17 protein-coding genes are annotated in these 20523 nt (G+C 74.4%); 5 read left to right on the top strand and 12 right to left on the bottom strand.

Annotated features, from left to right (window positions below):
* Positions 1 to 98: 98 nt before the first annotated feature.
* The 5 genes from O2W53_RS23240 to O2W53_RS23260 all read right to left on the bottom strand — a co-directional run bounded on the left by O2W53_RS23240 (position 99) and on the right by O2W53_RS23260 (position 5483).
* Positions 99 to 509, bottom strand: coding sequence for a hotdog fold domain-containing protein (locus O2W53_RS23240; RefSeq protein ID WP_269165424.1), 411 nt, complete (start codon positions 507 to 509; stop codon positions 99 to 101).
* The gene (locus O2W53_RS23245; RefSeq protein ID WP_269165425.1) at positions 506 to 1285 is read right to left on the bottom strand and encodes an OAM dimerization domain-containing protein; all 780 of its coding nucleotides are present in this window, start codon (positions 1283 to 1285) and stop codon (positions 506 to 508) included. Before O2W53_RS23245 ends, O2W53_RS23240 begins: the two co-directional genes overlap by 4 nt.
* Complete coding sequence (locus tag O2W53_RS23250) at positions 1278 to 2849, bottom strand: lysine 5,6-aminomutase subunit alpha (protein WP_269165426.1); 1572 nt, start codon at positions 2847 to 2849, stop codon at positions 1278 to 1280. Before O2W53_RS23250 ends, O2W53_RS23245 begins: the two co-directional genes overlap by 8 nt.
* A 100-nt stretch (positions 2850 to 2949) precedes the next feature.
* On the bottom strand, positions 2950 to 4455 hold the full coding sequence (locus O2W53_RS23255; RefSeq protein ID WP_269165427.1) for an amidohydrolase: 1506 nt from the start codon (positions 4453 to 4455) through the stop codon (positions 2950 to 2952).
* Entirely contained in the window at positions 4452 to 5483 is a 1032-nt protein-coding gene (locus tag O2W53_RS23260) for an L-erythro-3,5-diaminohexanoate dehydrogenase (RefSeq protein ID WP_269165428.1), read from the bottom strand. The genes O2W53_RS23255 and O2W53_RS23260 overlap by 4 nt, the downstream gene beginning before the upstream one ends.
* Before the next feature lie 130 nt (positions 5484 to 5613).
* Here O2W53_RS23260 and O2W53_RS23265 point away from each other — a divergent pair, with 130 nt between their 5' ends.
* The 3 genes from O2W53_RS23265 (at position 5614) to O2W53_RS23275 (ending at position 9044) form a co-directional block, all read left to right on the top strand.
* Entirely contained in the window at positions 5614 to 6981 is a 1368-nt protein-coding gene (locus tag O2W53_RS23265; RefSeq protein WP_269165429.1) for a KamA family radical SAM protein, read from the top strand.
* Positions 6982 to 7082: 101 nt separating this feature from the next.
* Positions 7083 to 7595, top strand: a complete 513-nt coding sequence (locus tag O2W53_RS23270; RefSeq protein WP_269165430.1) for a GNAT family N-acetyltransferase — start codon at positions 7083 to 7085, stop codon at positions 7593 to 7595.
* Positions 7596 to 7607: 12 nt separating this feature from the next.
* Positions 7608 to 9044, top strand: a complete 1437-nt coding sequence (locus O2W53_RS23275) for a lipase maturation factor family protein (protein WP_269165431.1) — start codon at positions 7608 to 7610, stop codon at positions 9042 to 9044.
* Positions 9045 to 9047: 3 nt separating this feature from the next.
* Here O2W53_RS23275 and O2W53_RS23280 read toward each other — a convergent pair whose 3' ends face one another.
* Entirely contained in the window at positions 9048 to 9914 is an 867-nt protein-coding gene (locus O2W53_RS23280; RefSeq protein WP_269165432.1) for a lysophospholipid acyltransferase family protein, read from the bottom strand.
* Between the two features lie 42 nt (positions 9915 to 9956).
* A complete protein-coding gene (locus O2W53_RS23285) occupies positions 9957 to 11120 on the bottom strand; it encodes a carboxylate-amine ligase (RefSeq protein WP_269165433.1) in 1164 nt (387 codons plus the stop codon).
* A 159-nt stretch (positions 11121 to 11279) separates the two neighbouring features.
* Here O2W53_RS23285 and O2W53_RS23290 point away from each other — a divergent pair, with 159 nt between their 5' ends.
* Positions 11280 to 12125, top strand: coding sequence for a hypothetical protein (locus tag O2W53_RS23290; protein WP_269165434.1), 846 nt, complete (start codon positions 11280 to 11282; stop codon positions 12123 to 12125).
* Positions 12126 to 12162: 37 nt separating this feature from the next.
* On the opposite strand, the gene O2W53_RS23295 is transcribed toward O2W53_RS23290, so the two are convergent.
* The 3 genes from O2W53_RS23295 to O2W53_RS23305 form a co-directional block, all read right to left on the bottom strand.
* The gene (locus tag O2W53_RS23295; RefSeq protein WP_269165435.1) at positions 12163 to 14307 is read right to left on the bottom strand and encodes an intein-containing Rv2578c family radical SAM protein; all 2145 of its coding nucleotides are present in this window, start codon (positions 14305 to 14307) and stop codon (positions 12163 to 12165) included.
* Between the two features lie 89 nt (positions 14308 to 14396).
* Positions 14397 to 14879 carry an Lrp/AsnC family transcriptional regulator gene (locus tag O2W53_RS23300; RefSeq protein WP_269165436.1) on the bottom strand — a complete coding sequence of 161 codons (483 nt, stop codon included), beginning with the start codon at positions 14877 to 14879 and terminating at the stop codon, positions 14397 to 14399.
* Entirely contained in the window at positions 14854 to 16005 is a 1152-nt protein-coding gene (locus O2W53_RS23305; protein WP_269165437.1) for a M24 family metallopeptidase, read from the bottom strand. Before O2W53_RS23305 ends, O2W53_RS23300 begins: the two co-directional genes overlap by 26 nt.
* A 75-nt stretch (positions 16006 to 16080) precedes the next feature.
* Here O2W53_RS23305 and O2W53_RS23310 point away from each other — a divergent pair, with 75 nt between their 5' ends.
* On the top strand, positions 16081 to 16989 hold the full coding sequence (locus O2W53_RS23310; protein ID WP_269165459.1) for a 5'-3' exonuclease: 909 nt from the start codon (positions 16081 to 16083) through the stop codon (positions 16987 to 16989).
* A 9-nt stretch (positions 16990 to 16998) separates the two neighbouring features.
* Here the strand turns inward: O2W53_RS23310 and O2W53_RS23315 are convergent, their stop codons facing one another.
* Together O2W53_RS23315 and O2W53_RS23320 are read right to left on the bottom strand one after the other, a co-directional pair.
* On the bottom strand, positions 16999 to 17595 hold the full coding sequence (locus O2W53_RS23315; RefSeq protein ID WP_269165438.1) for a DUF4333 domain-containing protein: 597 nt from the start codon (positions 17593 to 17595) through the stop codon (positions 16999 to 17001).
* A 69-nt stretch (positions 17596 to 17664) separates the two neighbouring features.
* Positions 17665 to 20490 carry a DEAD/DEAH box helicase gene (locus tag O2W53_RS23320; protein ID WP_269165440.1) on the bottom strand — a complete coding sequence of 942 codons (2826 nt, stop codon included), beginning with the start codon at positions 20488 to 20490 and terminating at the stop codon, positions 17665 to 17667.
* Between the last annotated feature and the right edge of the window lie 33 nt (positions 20491 to 20523).

Consider the following 20523-nt stretch of genomic DNA (forward strand, 5'->3'; position numbering starts at 1 on the left):
CCTAGGCACCGACCCGACGTCGGGGAACCCCTCCGGACCACTGGTTCGGAGCGTCACCGCCGTGGGACACCGGGTGGCGTGCCGATGTCCCGGCGGGGTCAGGCGGAGCTACCGGGGACGACGAGCGTCGCCACCGCCTCCACCACCCGCAGCGGCGGGTCGAGCACCTGGGCGGCCGAGGCGCCGCGGGAGGGGTCGGCGCGGGCGACCACGTCGGCCCAGCAGCGCAGCTCCCGGCTGCGGCGGCCGACCCGGACCACCTCGCAGGACGCCTCCAGGACGTCGCCGGCCTGCACCGCGGCGAGGAAGGAGACCTCCGAGTAGCCGGCGAGCAGCCCCTCGTCGCCGTCGGTGCGGATCGCCACCTCGGTCGCGACGTCGCCGAACAGGCCGAGCGTGTAGGCCCCGTCGACGAGCGAGCCGCCGTAGTGGGCGTGCGCGTACGGCACGTAGCGGCGGTGGGTGACGACCAGCCCCAGGCGGGGGGTGGCCGGGCGCGGGTCGGTCATGCGGTCTCCTCGGGGACGAGCGCGTGCACCAGGTAGCTGGCGACCTCGCCGGGCGTCGTCCCCCGGCCGAAGACCTTGTCGACCCCCAGGTCGGCGGCCATCGCCGGGTCGAAGCGGGGACCGCCGACGACCAGCAGCGGCCGGGACTCCCCCATCGCCTCGCGGAACGCCCCGGCCAGCTCGCGGGTGTTGCGCAGGTGCGCGTCCCGCTGGGTGACCACCTGGGACACCAGGACGGCGTCGGCCTTCCGGGCCCGGGCGGCGTGCACCAGCTCCGGCACGCTGACCTGAGCACCGAGGTTGGCCACTTGCAGCTCCCGGTAGTACTCCAGGCCCTTCTCCCCCGCGAAGCCCTTGAGGTTGAGGATCGCGTCGATGCCCACGGTGTGCGCGTCGGTGCCGATGCACGCGCCCAGGACGACGAGGCTGCGCCGGAGCCGGGTCTTCACCGCGGCGTTGACCTCGCCCGGGGAGAGCAGCGGGTAGGGGCGCTCCTCGACCTGGACGGCGTCGAGGTCGACCAGGTGCCGCACGCTGCCGTAGACGACGAAGAAGGTGAACCCCTCCCCGATGCCGTGCGAGTGCACCACCATCGCGGGCTCGATGCCCATCTTCTGCGCCAGCTGCAGCGCGGCGCCGTCGGCCTTGGGCCCGGGCGGGATGGGGAGGGTGAACGACGTCTGCAGCATCCCGTCGCCGGTGGTGTCCCCGTACGGCCGGACGACGCTCCCGCCCTCCCGGGTGCCAAAGTCGCGATCTTGGCCCTTGTCAGGCATGGACGCGCTCCAGCAGTTCGGTGGCCGGGTCGAAGTGGTCGGCCGCCTTGCGGACGACGCCGTCCAGGCCCTTGCCGCCGTCCGGGGACCGCTTGGTGATCCCGAAGGTGCCGTCGGCGATCGCCTGGATCAGGCCCTGCGGGTGTGCGGCGATCCGCTCCAGCAGCTCGACCGCCTCGGCCAGCACGGTGTGCGCCCGGCGGTCGATGAACCCGCCGGGCTGAGGGGCGAAGTCCTCGTGCAGGTTCCCCGCGGCCTCGAGCACGTAGCGGACGTTGCGCAGGGCCAGGTCGCGGTCGCTCAACCAGGGGGTGACCACGGCCTCGGTCATCATCCCGACCAGCAGGATGCCCTGGCCGGTGAGCGCCCCGGCCAGGTTGAAGAACCCGTCCAGCAGGTAGCCGCGGAAGACGTCGCCGGTCATGTGCTTGGTCGGCGGCATCCACTTCAGCGGCGCGTCCGGGAACAGCCCGCGGGCCAGCAGTGCGTGCGCCAGCTCCAGCCGGAAGGACTCCGGGACCGCCGGGTCGATCTCGAAGGCGTGCCCGAGGCCGAGCTGCCAGTCCTCGAGCCCGGCCTCGTGCGCCAGCCGCTCGTTCAGCAGCTGGCTGACGGTGACGGTGTGCGCCTCGTCGACGGCGTCGGCGGTGGTGAGGTAGTTGTCCTCGCCGGTGTTGATGATGATCCCGGCGCGGGCGTGCACCATCCGGCTGAACCGCTGGTCGACGAAGGTCCGGTGCGGGTTGATGTCGCGGAAGAGGATCCCGTACATCGCGTCGTTGAGCATCATGTCCAGCCGCTCCAGCCCGGCCAGGACGGCGATCTCCGGCATGCACAGCCCGGACGCGTAGTTGGTCAGCCGGACGTAGCGGCCCAGTTCGGCGCTGACGTCGTCCAGTGCGGCCCGCATCAGCCGGAAGTTCTCCTGGGTGGCGTACGTGCCGGCGTAGCCGGTGCGGGTGGCGCCCTCGGGCACGTAGTCCAGCAGCGACTGCCCGGTGGAGCGGATGACGGCGATGACGTCGGCCCCGGCGCGGGCGGCGGCCTGGGCCTGCGGGATGTCCTCGTGGATGTCGCCGGTGGCCACGATCAGGTAGATCCAGGGACGGCGCGGCGGGTCGCCGTGCAGCTGGACGAGCTCCTCGCGGCGGGACCGGTTGGCGTCGATCCGGGCGATCCCGGCACCGACGGCGGCGCGGGCGGCCTCCCGGGCCCGGTCGGCGGCGGCCCCCTCGGGCACGGTGAACCGGGCGGTGCCGGCGCCGACCTGCTCGGCGAGGTCCTGCAGCGTGCCGCCGGAGCCCAGCGCGTGCCAGACCGGCAGAGCGACGCCGTGCTCCAGACCGACCTGGTCGCGGACCGCGTCCACCACGCGGTTCACCCACGGCACCTCGCCGTCGCCGTCCACCGGGTCGGTGCCGGTCAACCCGGCCAGCCGCAGCGTGGCCCGTTCCACCGAGACGGTCGTGTAGGTCGCGGCCAGGTCCACCACCGGCGCCGCCGCCCGGGCGGCGAGCTCCCGCGCCCGCGCCACCAGCGCCTGGTCCAGTTGCAGTCGGCTCATCGCACTCCCCTGTGTCGGGTCGGCTTCGGTGCAGGGGCCGGAGGCCTCCTGCCGGGGACGACGACGCGGCTCCGGCCCGGCTGCGGTGTGGCCCGGGCGGTCAACACGGCTCCCCGGCGACGATCAGCTGGCGGCAGGTGGGGCGGGCGCGGGCGGCGAGGACGGCGGAGAGCGTCAGCTCGGTCGCCCACAGCGCCAGGTCCGCCGGCGCACCGACCGCCAGTGGCCCCTCCGGGTGCTCTGCGCGGGTGGCGACCCAGCCGCCGTGGGTCGCCGCGTCGAAGGCGTCGAACGGGCGCATGCCCGAGCCGGGGGTGGTGTGGTCGACCGCCGCGTGCACCCCGCCCCACGGGTCCAGCGGGGTGACCGGGGCGTCGCTGCCGATGGCCACGGCCACCCCGGCGTCGACGAGGTCGGCCAGCGGGTTGCAGCCGGCGGCCCGCTCGACCCCCAGCCGCTCGGCGTACATGCCGGCCGGTCCGCCCCACGCGGCGTCGAAGGCGGGCTGGACGCTGGCGACCATCCCCCACCGGCGCAGTTGGTCGATCGCGGCGTCGCCGACCATCTCCACGTGCTCCAGGCGGTGCCGGCAGGCCCGGACGGCGTCCCGGCCCAGCTCGTCGACGACCGCGCCGACCGCGGCCAGCACCTGGTCGACCGCGGCGTCCCCGATGCAGTGGAACCCGGCCTGCAGCCCGGCGACGGTGCAGGCGCGGACGTGCTCGACGAGCGCCGCGGTGTCGAAGCGCAGCGCGCCGGTGGTCTCCGGCCGGTCGGCGTAGGGGCTGCTCAGCGCCGCGGTGTGCGAGCCGAACGCGCCGTCGCAGAACAGGTCACCGCCGGCGCCGGCCAGCCGGAGCTCCCGGACGACGTCCAGCCCGCCGCGCTCGGACAGCTCGCCCCAGTAGCCGACCACCCGCGGCCCGGGCGCCTCGGCGGCCAGTGCGAGCAGCCCGGCGAGGTCCTCGGCGCTGGACACCTCCGGGCCGGCCATCTCGTGCACGCTGCCGATGCCCAGTGCGGCCGCGGCGTCCAGGGTGGCCCGCTGGGCGCTGCGGCGCTGGTCCGCCGGAACCGACCCGTAGGCGGCCTGCCGGGCGGCGTGGTGGGCGTCGAGCCGGAGCCGGCCGTCGGGGCTGTACCCGGGCAGCTCGGTGATGCCGGGCACCCGGTCCAGCAGGGCGGTGGAGACGGTGGCCGAGTGCACGTCGACCCGGGCCAGGTAGGCCGGTCGCTCCCCCACCACCGCGTCCAGGTCGTGCCGGGTGAGCCCGCGGCCCTCGGGCCAGGCCGTCTCGTCCCAGCCGGTGCCGAGCACCGTGCCGGTGGGGGCGGCGGTGGTCTGGGCGGTGACGCCGGTCAGCGCGGACCGCAGGCTGTCGGCGCCGTGCAGGTCCAGCCCGGTCAGCGCCAGGCCGGTGGCGGTGGCGTGCACGTGGGCGTCGACGAACGCGGGGGTCAGCAGCGCTCCCCCGCCGTCCAGCACCCGGGCAGCCGTGGGTGCGTCGGCCGCGGCGCCCAGCCAGGCGATCCGCCCGTCGACGACGTGCACGGCACGGCCGGGCCGGTCGCCGACCGTCACGTCCCGGATGAGCAGCCCGCTCACGAGGCGCGGACCCGCGGCTCGATCAGCGACCGCACACCCGGCGAGTGCCGGTAGAGGTCCATCGCCAGGGCTGCGTGCCCCGGCGTGTAGCCGTTGCCCACGAGCATCGTCACGTCCGCCGCCATCCCCTCAGCTCCCAGGGCCGCCGCCGAGAAGGAGGTGGCCATGGAGAAGAAGACCACGGTGCCGCCGTCGGCCGTCGCGAGGACCGCTCCGTGCTCGGCGCCGGGGGTGTCGACGCACACGACGGTGACGTCGACCGGCTGGCCGACCGCTGCGGCGACGGCGAACGGATCGGTGGCGTCGGCCACGACCACCTCGTCGGCCAGCCGCGCCGCCCGCAGCGCCGTGGCCTCCCGCTCGTCGCGGACCACGCCGACCAGCCGGCCCGCGCGGGCGTCCCGGGCGGCGGCCAGGCTCAGACAACCGGACTTGCCGGCGGCACCCAGGACGGCGACCGAGGGCCGGTGACCCGAGCGGTGCACGACCCGCTCGGTGGCCGCCGGGGCGCCACAGACGTCGAGCACCGCCAGCGCCACCTCCTGGGGCAGGTCGTCGGGGAGGACGGCGGCGATCGAGCGGGCGAAGAGGACAGCCGTCCCGGCGGCCGGCACCTGTTCGCTGCGCCCGTCCCACTGCGCCAGCCCGTCGGTGATCCGCAGCGGGGTGAGCGTGAGGGAGACCAGGGTGGCCACCCGCTGGCCGGGCTCCAGGCCGAGCGGGGAGTCGTCGCCCACCTCGTCGACGACGCCGATGAGCATCCCGCCCGAGCCGGTGACCGGGTTGTGCATCTTGCCCCGGCTCCCGACGATCCCGAGGACGGCGGCGCGCACCCGGTCACCGTCCCCGCCGTGCTCCTCGGCCAGCTGCCGGTAGGAGGCGGCGTCGAGGTTGAGCCGGTGCACGGCGATGCGGACCTCGTCGGGGCCGATCCGTGGGTCGGCGTCCAGCCGGGCGGCCGCCTGGGGCAGCACGCCGACCGGTTCGAGCACCCGGTGCACGCCGAGGCTGCGGTGCAGTGCGTTCATCGCCACCGTCATCCCTTCGTCGTCTCCGGCTCGACACCGGAGAACCTATCGTCATCTGCCCCTGATGCCGTACTTCCTCCCGTAGGGTCGCGGTGTCGGAGTGGAAGACGTCGCGCGGACAGGAGTTCCGGTGCTGGAGCAGCCCTACGAGTACACCGCCCGTGAGCTCATCGAGCCCGACTGGCGGCGGTTGCCCGGCTTCGCCGAGGTCACCGACGAGGACTGGCGCAGCGCCCAGTGGCAGCGCGCGCACTGCGTGAAGAACGTGCGCCAGCTGCGCGGCGTGTACGGCGACCTGCTGGACGAGTCGTTCTACGCCGACGTCGAGGCCGACCAGGCCGGGCGGGCGACGATGTCGCTGCTGCTGCCGCCGCAGATGCTCAACACGATGGTGCCCGCGGCGCCGCCCTCGACCGCCGAGATGCTGGCCGACCCGGTGCGTCGCTACATGCTCCCGGTCGCCTCCGACCGGCTGCCCGGCGACGAGGCGAGCCACCCGCACGCGGCCCGCGACTCGCTGCACGAGCACGAGATGTGGGCCGTCGAGGGCCTCACCCACCGCTACCCGACGAAGGTGCTGGCCGAGCTGCTGTCCACCTGCCCGCAGTACTGCGGGCACTGCACCCGGATGGACCTGGTCGGCAACTCCACCCCGGCGGTGGACAAGCTGCGGTTCGACCTGAAGCCGGTCGACCGGCAGGCCGAGATGCTCGCCTACCTGCGCCGCACCCCCGGCGTCCGGGACGTCGTCGTCTCCGGTGGCGACGTGGCCAACCTGCCGTTCAAGAACCTCGCCGCGTTCGTCGAGGGGCTGCTGGAGATCGACTCGATCCGCGACGTCCGGCTCGCCTCCAAGGCGCTGATGGGCCTCCCCCAGCACTGGCTGCAGCCCGAGGTCGTCGACGGGATGGGCCGGCTGGCGACCATCGCGCGGGAACGGGGCGTCTCGCTGGCGGTGCACACCCACGTCAACGCCGCGCAGTCGGTGACCCCGCTGGTCGCCGAGGCCACCCGGGCGCTGCTGGCGGCCGGCGTGCGCGACGTGCGCAACCAGGGCGTGCTGCTGGCCGGGGTGAACGCCACCGCCGGGCAGCTGCTGGACCTGTGCTTCGCGCTGCTCGACGGCGCCTCGATCACGCCCTACTACTTCTACATGTGCGACATGATCCCCAGCGCCGAGCACTGGCGGGTCTCGCTGGGCACCGCGCAGACCCTGCAGCACGACGTCATGGGGTACCTGCCGGGGTTCGCGACGCCGCGGATCGTGTGCGACGTGCCCTACGTCGGCAAGCGCTGGGTGCACCAGGTCGCCGAGTACGACCGCGAGCGCGGCATCTCCTACTGGACGAAGAACTACCGCACCGGCATCGAGCGCACCGACGCCGACGCCCTCGACCGCCGCTACGCCTACTACGACCCGATCGCCGGCCTGCCCGCCGAGGGCCGCGCCTGGTGGGCCGCCCAGCGCGACCGTCAGCTCACCCCCACCGGCTGCTGACGGACCCCGCTGCCCCCACCACTCGCAGGCTCGTGGCGGGCCTCTGCAGCGGGACCGGAGCTGGGGTTTTCGACCGGGCGGACGGCGGTAGGCACCTCCGGGTGGAACTGCTGTGCACCGACCGGCTGCGGCTGCGGGCCTGGACGACGGACGACGCCGACCTCGCCCGCCTCGCCGACCTGTACAGCCGGGACGAGGTGACCCGCTGGCTGGGCGGGGCACCCACGGTGTCGCCCGCTGAGCTGGTCGAGCGCTGGCGGCTGGTGCACCAGCTGGACCCGGCGCACGGGTGCTGGGCGATCGAGCCGCGCAGCGGGGGCCCGCCGGCCGGCACGGTGCTGCTCAAGCCCCTCCCCCAGGGCGTCGGTGAGGTCGAGGTCGGCTGGCACCTGCACCCGGACAGCTGGCGGCTCGGCTACGCCACCGAGGCGGCCCGGGCGGTCGTCGACCGGGCGTTCGACGATGGGCTGCTGGAGGTCTACGCCGTCGTCCGGCCGGGCAACGAGGCCTCGCTGCGGGTCTGCCGGAAACTGGGCATGCAGCCGCTGGGCCGCACCACCCGCTGGTACGGCACCGAGCTGGAGGCCTTCCGGCTCGAGGCACCACCGGACTGAGCGGAGGGCGCCGTGGAGTGGTTCGCCGACCCGGGCGCCTGGTGGGGTCGTTGGCTCTTCACCCGGGGCCTCGCGCTGGTCTACCTGATCGCGTTCGTCGCCGCGCTGCGCCAGGGGCGGGCGCTGTTCGGCACCCACGGCCTCACGCCGGTGCCCCGGTACCTGGAGCGGGCCTCGTGGAAGCGCAGCCCGAGCCTGTTCCACCTGCACTGGTCCGACCGGTTCTTCGCCGGCTGCTGCTGGGCCGGCATCGCGCTCTCCGCCGCCGCCCTCGGTGGGCTGGCCGACCGGCTGCCGCTGGCCGGCTGGATGGCGCTGTGGGCGGTCCTCTGGGCGCTCTACCTGTCGATCGTGAACGTCGGGCAGATCTGGTACGGCTTCGGCTGGGAGTCGCTGCTGCTGGAAGCCGGGTTCCTCGCCGTCTTCCTCGGCCCGGCGCACGTCGCACCACCCGTGCTGGGCATGTGGCTGCTGCGCTGGCTGCTCTTCCGGCTGGAGCTCGGCGCCGGGTTGATCAAGATGCGCGGTGACCGTTGCTGGCGGGAGCTGACCTGCCTGAACTGGCACCACGAGACCCAGCCGATGCCCAACCCGCTGAGCTGGTGGTTCCACCGGCTCAGCCCCCGGCTGCACCGGGTGGAGACGTTGGCCAACCACGTCACCCAGCTGGTCGTCGTGTTCGGGCTGCTGGCGCCGCAGCCGATCGCCGGGGTGGCGGCGCTGGTCATCGTGGTCACCCAGGGGTACCTGCTGATCAGCGGCAACTTCGCCTGGCTGAACGCGCTGACCCTGGTGCTGGCCCTGTCGGTGGTCGACGGGCGCTGGCTGGCCGCCGTCCTGCCCGTCGACCGCCCCGACGAGCTCTCCTCCCCCACCTGGTTCGTCGGCGTGGGGATCGGGCTGGCGGTGCTGGTCGCCGTGCTCAGCGTGGCGCCGGTGCGGAACATGCTGTCACCGGGGCAGCGGATGAACACCAGCTTCGACCCGCTGCGGCTGGTGAACAGCTATGGCGCCTTCGGCTCGGTGACCAAGGTGCGCCGGGAGCTGGTGGTCGAGGCCACCGACGGCACCGGGCCTGACGCCGTGTGGCGGGAGTACGAGTTCCGCGGCAAGCCCGGCGACGTCCACCGCCGTCCGCCGCAGTGGGCGCCCTACCACCTGCGGCTGGACTGGCTGATGTGGTTCGTGGCCCTCTCCCCCGCCTACGGCCGGGCCTGGCTGCTGCCCTTCCTCGGCAAGCTGCTGGACGCCGACCCGGCCACCCTGCGGCTGCTGCGGTCGGCGCCCTTCGGCACCGACCGCCCCGCCGCGGTGCGGGTGCTCGTCTACCGCTACCGGTTCACCACCCGCCAGGAACGGCGGGAGACCGGTGCGTGGTGGCACCGCAGCCACGAACGGGAGATGGTCGCCCCGCTCACCGCCGACGACGTCGGCGCACGGGTGCGCTGAGGCTCAGCGGCGGACGCGACCCAGCAGCGCCTTGGCCCGGGCCAGCGGGTGCGGGGCCTTGACCCGCGTCCGGTTGCCGGCGGCGTAGTCGGCGTCGTTGATCGCGGCCACCTCCGGGGTCGGCGCGCTGCCGCCCAGGTGGGCCGGCTGCCACCAGCGGTCGCCGTCCCCGGCCGGCTGGTCCGGGTAGGTGCGCTGCGCCTCGTCCAGCAGCTCCACCATCGCCGCCTTGGTGCGGCGGAGCAGGGCCTGCGGCTTCTCCCCCGGCTCGGGGACGATCGGCTCGCCGATGATCACCGTCACCGGGACGTCCCGGCGCAGCACCACCTTGTGTGCCTTGGTCGCGATGCGCTGCCCACCCCAGACGGCGGCGGGGACGATCGGCACCCCGGCCTCGACCGCCATCCGGGCTGCGCCGGCCTTGACGTCCTTGACGGTGAACGAGGTGCTGATCGTCGCCTCGGGGAAGATCCCGACGAGGTGGCCGTCCTTCAGCGCCCGGACGGCGGCGTCGAACGCCGAGGCACCGGCCTTGCGGTCGACCGGGATGTGCTGCATGGCGCGCATGAAGGGCCCGGCGAACCAGTGCCCGAAGATCGCGGCCTTCGCCATGAACCGCACCAGCCGGTGCTGCGGCAGCGCGGCGAGCCCGAGGTAGGTGAAGTCGAAGTAGGAGACGTGGTTGCTGCAGATGACCGCGCCACCCGTGGCCGGGACGTGCTCGGCCCCGCGGATGTCGAACCGGAAGCGGAACAGCCGGAAGACGACCAGGACCACCCGGATCACCGACCGGTAGGGGCGGTCCCTCGGGTCCGGCTTCGGCCCGAACAGGTCTCGGCGGACGACGTCGCCCCAGCTGGCCGTGTGCATGGGCGGACCCTAACCAACCCGGTCGCGCGCGGCGTTCCGGCCTCAGCCGCCGTGGGTGGCGGCGACCGCGGCCCGGACGACGGCGGCCGGGTCGCTGGTCTCGTCGAAGACCGCGCGCTGCAGGGTCGCCCCGGTGCCGCGGCGCAGGACGTCGGCGACGCCCGCCTCGACGCGTTCGGCGTCCCCGCTGTCGCGCAGGGCAGCGCGCACGTGCTCGACCAGGGCGGTGACCACCTCGGCGGCAGGGGCCGGCCGGCCGGTCCGCGGGTCGACGAGGTCCCGGGTCAGACCGGAGCGGCCGGCCCGCCAGCCGGCGACGCGGAGCACCTCGGTCCGCACCTCCGGCGCCGGGACGCCGGCCCGCCACTCCCGGGCCGCGGTCTCGACCAGGCCGCGCACCAGCCCGGCCAGCAGGACGGCGTCCTCCACCCGCAACGCGACGTCGGACACCCGCACCTCCACCGTCGGCCAGGTGGCCGAGAGGCGGGCGTCGAAGTAGACCATCCCCTCGTCGAGCACCGTCTCGGTCGCGACCAGCTCGGCGATCAGCTGGTGGTAGTGGGCCGGGGTGCCGAACACGGCGTTCGGGCCGGCGGAGGGCCACCGGTTCCAGACCTGGGAGCGGAAGCTGGCGTAGCCGGTGTCCCGCCCGGACCAGAACGGCGAGTTGGTGGTCAGCGCGGTCAGCACCGGCAGCCACACCCGGATGCGGTCGAGGACGGCCACTCCCTCCTCGTCGCCGTCGACGGAGACGTGCACGTGGCAGCCGCAGGTGAGCACCTCGACGGCGGTGAGGCCGAAGACCTCGACCATCTGCGCGTACCGCTCCCCCGGCGTCGTCTCCGGTTCCACGGCCACCGGCGAGCTGGCCAGGGCCGCCACCCGGGCGCCCACGGTCGCGGCGGCCGCATCGGCCCGGGAACGCCAGTGCCGCAGCTCCGCGGCCACCTCGTCGAGCTCCCGGCAGACCCGGGTGCCCAGCTCGATCTGCTGCTCCTTCAGCTCGGGCACCAGGCGAGGGCCGGCCGGGGCCCCGGCGGCGTCGGTGTCAGGCGCCGCATCGGACTGCTGGGCCCGGTCGTGCTCTCCGACCGTCTCCCCCTCGCCACGGCGGGCGGCCACCTCCAGGGCCTCCGGGGCCAGCGGCACCGGCACCCCCGCCGGATCGACGACCAACAGTTCTTCCTCGACTCCGACGGTGCGCACCGCCCCATGGTCACGGGCATCCCGGTCGTCGTGCTCGCTGAGCCCGGCTCCGGGGCCTGGTCGTTGCTGCGGTGCGCCCGGAGGGCGCGACGTTTGTCATCGGCAGGTGACCACAACGATCTGTCGCGACATTGTTGGGGATAACGGTAGTGTGTCGTCATGCCAGGTGCATGGCAGCCGCCGCTGCCCGACATGCCTGCTCCTCCACCGGCCCGCGCCTGGGCCCGGCTGCCCGTGCCGCCGGGGTACGAGCCGCAGTGGCGGCGACTGGTCGAGGCGGCCCTCGAGCAGGGGCTGGGGCCGGACGCGCTCGCCGAGACCGGCCTGGAGCCGCTGGCCGCGGCCCGCGACTGGAAGCCGGCCACCGTCGCCCTCTACAGCAAGGTCGCTCGCTACGGCGGAGTCGGAGTGCCGAGGGCGACCACCCCCGAGCCCGACCCGGTCACCCTCGACCTGCGGGAGCTGACCCGGGTGCGCAGCGAGGCGCCGGAGCACCTGCGCTCGGTCGCGTGGTGCGCGCTCGCGCTGGGCTGGCCGGCCACGGTGGGGCAGTTCCAGGGGTTGCGCCGGGACCAGGTGCAGGCGACCGGACGCCGTCTCGTCGTCTCCACCGAGGACGGCGGGTGGTCGGTGCCCGGTGCGCTGACCGCCTGGCACGCCTGGGAGGAGGTCCGCAGCCGGTTCCCCGGCCTGGCGGCGAGCCCATGGGTCCTGCCGGCGCTGCGGCGGGGCCCGGGGCCGAACTCGCACGTCGGTGGGCAGCTGTCCACGCAGGCGCTGCAGGTGACGTTCGCCAAGCACGCCGTGCGCACCGCGACGGCCATGCGCGCCACGGCTCCGCCGAGCCGCCGTGCGGAGGTCGAGGAGCTGGCAGCGGACTACCTCACGCTCTCCTACGACTCCTACCGCCGGCTGGCGCTGGCCGGTGGTGCGCCGCCGGTGGGGCCCCGCGGCGCCGTGCGGGCGTTGCGCACCGTGGGCCGTCGTGCCCGGCTGGCCGGCTGACCCTGGCTCCGTCCCCCGTGTCAGCCCGACGCCGGGTTCAGCACAGCGACAACTGCTCGGGCGCCTCGTCGATGGGCGCGGCCTCCGGCCGCCGGGTGGGCAGGCTGCCGGCGGGGAAGCCCACCGACTCGTCGCCGGGGAGGCCGAGGCTGCTGCCGGCGTCGACGCCGCGCGCCACTCCCCCGCTCTGCCGGTCCAGGCCGTACCGGGCGAGCACCGGGGCCACCCGGCCGGCGAGCCAGCTGCGGTACTCGGCCGGCACGTAGGCGCCTCGGCCGTAGAGCTGGCGGTACCGGCCGACCAGGCCGGGGTGCTCCCGGGACAGCCAGGCGGTGAACCACTCCCGGGCGCCCGGGCGCAGGTGCAGCGGCAGCACGGTGACCCCGGTGGCCCCGGCCGCGGCGATGGCGCCGATCGCCGCCTCCAGGTGCTGTATCCGGTCGGTGAGGCCGGGCAGCACCGGGGCCAGGAAGACCCCGCAGGGCAGCCCGGCGTCGGTGATCGCCCGCACCAGGTCCAGCCGCGCACGGGGCGTGGGGACGCCGGGCTCCAGGGCGGCGTGCAGGTCGTCGTCCCAGATGGCCATGGACACCCCCATCCCGACCGGGACGTCGCGGGACGCGGCGGCCAGCCGGGGGACGTCGCGGCGGGCCAGCGTGCCCTTGGTCAGCACCGAGAACGGGGTGCCGGACCGGGCCAGGGCGTCGATGATCCCGGGCATCAGCCGGTAGCGGCCCTCGGCCCGCTGGTACGGGTCGGTGTTGGTGCCCAGCGCCACGTGCTCCCGCTGCCAGGACGGGCGGGCCAGCTCGCGCCGCAGCACGTCGACGAGGTTGGTCTTGACCACGATCTGCTGGTCGAAGTCGGCCCCGCTGTCCAGCTCCAGCCATTCGTGCGTGCCCCGCGCGAAGCAGTTGTGGCTCACGACGCCGTTCGCGATGAAGTCGCCTGTCCCAGTGGTGATGTCGTACATCGGCATCTCGAGACCGAGGTCCTGGACCTCGGTCACTCGTAGATCAGCCGTGCTCTTGATGGCTGTGCCCTGTACCCGGCACTTGCGGCGGATCGCCGGGTCGACCAGGTGGATGAACCGCAGGTGCTCTTTCAGCCCGCCGCGCAGGCGGACGGTCCGTACCCGGTTCGCCAGGCGCCTGTCCTCCAGAACGCTGTCGAAGCCCAACGCGGTGAAGGCGGCACTCGTCCGCTCGAGCATCTCGTCATCGGCGTTGGTGATCCGCAGGACGTGTTGGCTCCGGCTGCCCTCGGCGTCGAAGACGCCGGCCAGGAAACCCCGCTGCCAGGCACCCGATGGCTGTTCCGGCCAGGCGATGAGCTCGGAGATCCGAGCCACGGAGGCGGCTGACGACGTCCTGATGGCGCTCATCGCCCGGCGCTCGGGGGTGACAGCGGAGAAGTCGAACCAATCGGTCGACACCCCCGCCTGCGCCAAGTAGGCCTGAGAGCGCTGAAGACCCTCCTGGTCCGCCAACGCCAGCCGGAAACGGTGCACGTTCCCATGGACCCGCCCGGCTCGCTCGTAGCGGTACACCTTGAGGTGGGCGTCGCCGCGGACCATGCCGGTCAGGTAGCCGCGCCGGTAGTCCTCGCAGGGAAGGACCACCGGAGCCGAACGGCCGAAGCCGAGCAGTTCGTCGTTCGTCGTCAGATGCGGGCGTTGACCCGTTCCGCAGCTCGCACCGGTGACGTGCTTCCAGCCACGCCCGGTGAGGAACCTATGGTCACCGCTGGCGACGAGAGCAGTGCCGTCGGCAAGTGTCACCCGATGAGCTGGTTTGACCGTCGACCAGTGCGCCAGCACCTCGGTCTCGACGTACCGGCGGTAGCGGTCGCCTTTCTCCGTCCCGATGATCCGGTCCCCCACCTGCAGTTCCGCGATCGCGCGCTGAGAGCCGTCCGCCATGAGCACCTGCGTGTCTCCCGACAGGCAGTACACGCACGCATGGGAGCAGCCCCGGTAGGGGTTGATCGTGTGGCCGAACGGCATCGCCGAGCCCTTGGGCACCGCGTTCAGCGCGCTCTTGGCCCGCACCTCGTGGAAGGTCAGGCCAGGGAACTCGGGCGCCTGCACGCTGCGCAGCAGGCCACGCACGTCGGGCAGCCCGGGCAGGGTGCTCGGTTCGTCGAAGTCCAGCCGCTGGGCATCCCACCGCATACCGGTCATTCGAACACACGTTCGACGGACCGTCCACCGGCCCCCTCGCAGGGGCCCGCCGCGAGCCTGCGAGCGGAGGGGGGCGAGGGGGTCCTTCCTCAGACCGGTGGGCGGTCCTCGTAGAAGGTGGAGAGGACGACGGTGGTCCGGGTGGTGACGTTGGCCGCCGACCGGATCTCGTGCAGCAACGCCTCCAGCGCGTCGGGCGAGGCCACCCGCACCTTGAGGATGTAGCTCTCCACCCCGGCCACCGAGTGGCAGGCCTCGATGGCCGACAGGTGCGCCAGCCGGGCCGGTGCGTCGTCGGGCTGCGCGGCCTCGATCGGGGTGATGGAGACGAAGGCGGTCAGCGGCAGCCCGAGCCCCTTGGCGTCCAGCTGCGCCGCGTAGCCAGTGATCAGCCCGCGCTGTTCCAGCCGGCGGACCCGCTGGTGCACCGCGGACACCGACAGCCCGACCCGGTCGGCCAGGTCGGTGAAGCTGGCCCGGCCGTCGCGGGCCAGGGCGCTCAGCAGCTCGCGGTCGACGTCCTGGGCCGCCGGCGGCCCGCCCGGCTCAGCCGGGGAGTTCGACGAGCTCACGGGGACCGTTGTTGAGGTTGCGGACGCCGTCGTCGGTGCAGACGACGATGTCCTCGATCCGGGCGCCGTAGCGCCCGGGCAGGTAGATGCCGGGCTCGACCGAGAAGGCCATCCCCGGCTCCAGCGGCAGGTCGTTGCCGGCGACGACGTAGGGCGCCTCGTGGGTGTCCAGCCCGATGCCGTGCCCGGTGCGGTGGATGAAGTGCTCACCGAAGCCGGCCTTGGTGATGACGTCGCGGGCGACGGCGTCGATCTGCGCGCAGGTGACCCCGGGGCGCACCGCGGCGACGGCCGCCGCCTGGGCCCGCTGGAGGACGGCGAACCAGTCGACCAGACCGCGGGCGGCGTGCCCGCCGACCAGGTAGGTGCGGGTGCAGTCGGACCGGTAGCCGGTCGCCGCCTCCCCGCCGATGTCCACGACGACCATGTCCCCGGCCTCCACCACCCGGTCGGAGACCTCGTGGTGCGGGCTGGCGCCGTTGGGGCCCGAGCCGATGATCGTGAAGTCGACGCCGACGTGGCCCTCGGCGAGGATCGCCGCGGCGACGTCCGCGCCGACCTCGGCCTCGGTGCGGCCGACCCGCAGCCACTCCCCCATCCGGGCGTGCACCCGGTCGATCGCCGCACCGGCGATCGCCAGCTCCTCGACCTCGGCCGGCGTCTTGACCATCCGCAGCCGGTCGATGACCGGGCTGGCCAGCTCCAGCGCCGAACCCGGCAGCGCCCGCTGGATGCCGAGCGCGTGCTCGGCCCAGGTGCGGGACCCGACTGCCACCCGGACCGGCGCGCTGCCCAGCCGGGCGGTGACCGCCTCGGCCAGCCGGGCGAAGGAGTCGTCGGTCTCGTCCCAGGGCAGCACCTCCAGGCCCAGCGACCCGGCCGGGGAGGCCTCGATCATCGGCGCCTCCAGCCGCGGCACCACCAGCAGTGGCTCGCCCCGGCGGGGCACGGCCAGCGCGGTCAGCCGCTCCATGGCGTGCGCGTCGTAGCCGCACAGGTAGCGCAGGTCGGAGCCGGGCGTGACGACGACGACGTCGATGTCGAGCTCGTCGGCGAGAGCGCGGGCGGCGTGCACCCGGTCGATGGACACCAGCGGGGAGGAGGGAGAGGGAGAGACGGCGACCACGTCCGCAGACTAACCAGCGGGAGCGACAGCCCCGGCCGTCGTCATCGCACCGTTACCGTGCCCGGCGTGACGACGATGCTCCTGGACGCCGCGAGCCTCTACTTCCGTGCCTTCTACGGGGTGCCGACCAGCGTGACCGGACCGCACGGCCGGCCGGTCAACGCCGTCCGTGGCTTCCTGGACATGACCGCCCGGCTGGTCGTCGCCCACTCCCCCACCCGGCTGGTCGCCTGCTGGGACGACGACTGGCGTCCGGCGTTCCGGGTCGCCGCGCTGCCCAGCTACAAGGCGCACCGGGTCGCGCAGGAGGGCGGTGAGGAGGTGCCCGACGAGCTCGGGCCGCAGGTGCCGGTGCTGGTCGAGGTGCTCGCCGCCGCCGGGCTGACCCGGGTCGGCGCCCCCGGCTACGAGGCCGACGACGTCATCGGCACGCTGGCCACCCGGGCCCGTGGGCCGGTCGACGTGGTCACCGGCGACCGGGACCTGTTCCAGCTGGTCGACGACGCCCGCGCCGTGCGGGTGCTCTACACCAACCGCGGCATCAACGACCTGGAGTTCGTCGACGAGGCGGCCGTCGCGGCGAAGTACGGCATCCCCGGCCGCTCGTACGCCGACTTCGCGGTGCTCCGCGGCGACCCCAGCGACGGGCTGCCCGGGGTGTCCGGCGTCGGGGCGAAGACGGCGGCGGCGCTGATCAACGAGTTCGGGTCACTGGCCGGCATCCGGGAGGCGGCTGCCCGCACCGCCGTCCCCAGGGCCCCGCTCACCGCGGCGGTGCTGAAGAAGCTGCACGCGGCCGCCGACTACCTCGATGCCGCACCCGAGGTGGTCGCCGTCGTCACCACCATCGACCTGCCACCGGTGGACGGCGAGCTGCCCCGCCGCCCGGCCGACCCCGACGCCCTTGCGGCGCTGGCCGAGGCGCACGGGCTGGAGTCCTCGGTGCGCCGGCTGGGGTCGGCGCTGGGGTGGCCGCAGGACTGAACGGCCCGGTCAGCTCACCGCCCAGGTGTAGTCGCCGTCCCCGCCGGTCAGCGTGATCGTGATGCCGACCGGTTCGCCGTCGACGGTCCGGCCGGCGCAGGAGTAGGCAGCGCCGGCGCGGACCGGGAGCTCGTCCTCGCAGTCGAGGTCCAGGGCGACGCCCTCCCGGTCCTCGAACTGGCCGGCCACGGCGCGCTCCACCGCCGCGGGGTCGAGCCGGGTGGCGCCCAGCGGGGACGGCAGGGTCAGCGCCGCGACCACGATCAGGACCGCCAGCGTGACCAGGACCAGCTTCGGCGACCGGGACCGTCTCCTGGCCGGTTGCGCCGGCGGACCCCAGCCCCCGGGGGACCCGAACTGCGCGGACGGCGGCCCCCAGGCACCGGGCTGCCCGTACTGGCCCGGCTGGCCGTACTGGCCCGGCTGGCCGTACCCGGGGGCCTCCCCCCAGCCCTGGTACCGCGGTGGCTGCCCCGGTCCGCCCGACGGCGGACCCCAGCCGACCTGCGGGCCGCCCCATCCCGGCGCCGCCGGTCGGGGACCGTGCTCCCGGTCCGGGCGGGCCCGGGGGGACTGCGGGTCCTCGCCCTGCGGCGGCTGGCTCATCGTCGCTCCTCGATCGGCTCCCCGGTGCGGTGCACCGGGGACGGCCGATTGTGGCCCACCGGCCGCGGATCAGTCGGTGACGGCGACCGCGACCACGCCGCGGCGCACCCGGCCCACTGCGGCCCGCGCGATCCCGGCCAGCGGGTCGTCGGCGACCTTGGCGAGCTGGTCGAGCAGGTCGACCAGCTGCCGCGCCCAGCGGACGAAGTCCCCGCCGGAGAGCTCGGTGCCGGCCTGCTGCGCCCCGGCCAGCACCCGGTCCAGGCTCTGGCCGTCGGCCCACCGGTAGGCGGCCCAGACGAAGCCCAGGTCCGGGTCGCGGGTGACCGGCACGGCGTGCTCGCGCTCGAGGTCGGTGAGCGCGGTGTGCACCCTGCGCATCTCGGCGAGCGCACCGGCGACCTTGCCGGCCGGCACGGAGGGCTGGGCGGCGCTCTCCCGACGCGCCTCGAACACCAGGGCGGAGACGCAACCGGCCAGCTCGGCGGGGGTGAGCCCGCGGAACACCCCGGCCCGCAGGCACTCGGCGGTCAGCAGGTCGGTCTCCGACCAGATCCGGCCGAGCCGGCGGCCGGCCTCGGTGACCACCGCTGCGGGCGGGGCGTCGTCCTGCGCGGGGTCGTGCTGCAGGTAGCCCAGCTCGGTGAGGACGTTGCAGGTGCGGTCGAACTGCTGGGTCAGCGAGCTGGTGCGGTCGGCGATCTGCCGGCGCAGCCGCTCGCCGTCCCGCACCTCGCGCAGCCAGCGGTCGGCGGCACGCACCCGCTCCTCCCGGTCGGGCAGCCCGTGCACCGGGTGGGCGCGCAGCGCGTGCCGCAGGTCGGCGAGCACCGGGTCGTCGTCGGCCGCGGACCGCCCCTTGGTGCGCCGGGCACCCAGGCCGTTCTCGGCGCGGGCGTTGCGCAGCGTGGAGGCGAGGTCGCGGCGGGCGTGCGGGCTGCGGTGGTTGAAGTTCTTCGGCACCTTGACCCGGGCCAGCGCGCTCACCGGCGACGGGAAGTCGACCGAGCCGAGCCGGCCGGCCCACTTGTCCTCGGTGAGCACCAGCGGCCGGGGGTCGGTGAGCTCGGTGACCCCGGGGTCGAGCACCACGGCGAGGCCCTGGCGCCGTCCGCTCGGCACCCGGATGACGTCGCCGGCGCGCAGCGCAGCGAGGGACTCGGCGGCCTCCAGCCGGCGCTTGGCCTGCGAGTCCCGGGACAGCGCCTTCTCCCGCTCGGAGATCTCCATCCGCAGCCGGGCGTACCCGGCGACGTCCAGCACCGCGGTGCTGAGCCCGGCGTTCATCTCCTTGAGCAGCCGGGCGGCGTCCTCCTCGTGCCGGGCGGCCGAACGGGCCAGGCCGACCACGGACCGGTCGGCCTGGAACTGGGCGAAGGAGGCGGCGAGCAGCTCACGGGCGTGCGCCCGGCCGAAGGCGCCGACCAGGTTGACGGCCATGTTGTAGCTGGGCCGGAAGGAGGAGCGCAGCGGGTAGGTGCGGGTGCTGGCCAGCCCGGCGACGGCCGCCGGGTCGACCCCCGGCGCCCAGACGACGACCGCGTGCCCCTCGATGTCGATGCCGCGCCGGCCGGCCCGGCCGGTGAGCTGGGTGTACTCCCCCGGCGTCACGTCGGCGTGGGCCTCGCCGTTCCACTTGACCAGCCGCTCCAGGACGACGGTGCGCGCGGGCATGTTGATGCCCAGGGCGAGGGTCTCGGTGGCGAAGACCGCCTTGGCCAGGCCGCGGACGAAGCACTCCTCGACGGTCTCCTTGAACGCCGGCACCAGCCCGGCGTGGTGGGCGGCGAAGCCGGCCAGCAGCCCCTCCCGCCACTCCCAGAAGCCGAGGACGTGCAGGTCCTCCTCGGGCAGCGACCCGGTCCGCCGGTCGATGATCTCGGCGATCGCCCGGCGCTCGGTCTCGTCGGTCAGCCGCATCCCCGAGGCCAGGCACTGGTGGACGGCGGCGTCGCAGCCGTTGCGGCTGAACACGAAGGTGATCGCCGGCAGCAGCCCGGCCCGGTCCAGCCGCTCGATGACCTCCGGCCGGGACGGCGGCCGGTAGCGGGGCTTGTGGCTGAACCCGCCGCGGGATCCGCCACCGCCGTGCCAGCTGTCGTGCCGGCGTTCCTGCTCGTGCACGTACCGGACGAGTTCGGGGTCGACCACCGCGCGGCCGCGCTCGCGGGTGGACAGCCCGCGCGGGGTCTGCTCCCACTCCCCCGCGTGCGCCGCCGGCCGCAGCGCGAACAGGTCGAACACCCGGCCGCCCACCAGCATGTGCTGCCACAGCGGGATCGGCCGCACCTCGCTGACCACGACGGCCGTGTCCCCGCGGACGGTGACCAGCCAGTCGGCGAACTCCTCGGCGTTGCTCACCGTGGCCGACAGCGAGACCAGCCGGACGTGCTCGGGGAGGTGGATGATCACCTCTTCCCACACCGCGCCGCGGAACCGGTCGGCGAGGTAGTGCACCTCGTCCATCACCACGTAGCCGAGGTCGGTGAGCGCCGGGGAGTCGACGTAGAGCATGTTGCGCAGCACCTCGGTGGTCATCACGACCACCGGTGCGTCGCCGTTGATGGCGTTGTCCCCGGTGAGCAGCCCGACCTTCGCTGACCCGTACCGGTCGCAGAGGTCGCGGTACTTCTGGTTGCTCAGCGCCTTGATGGGGGTGGTGTAGAAGGCCTTACGGCCCTCCTGCAGCGCCTTGTGGACGGCGAACTCCCCCACCACGGTCTTGCCGGCACCGGTCGGGGCACAGACCAGCACACCGGAGCCCTGTTCCAGCGCCTCGCAGGCCTCGACCTGGAACGGGTCCAGGGAGAAGCCGAGTTCGGCGGTGAAGTCCGAGAGGGTGGGGTGTGCGTTCCGCCGGCGGGCAGCCGCATAACGCTCAGCCGGGCTGGACATGCCCCCACGTTAGGCGCTCTCCCCCCGCGCCAC

Source organism: Modestobacter sp. VKM Ac-2978, from assembly GCF_026968025.1.
Taxonomy (GTDB): Bacteria; Actinomycetota; Actinomycetes; order Mycobacteriales; family Geodermatophilaceae; genus Modestobacter.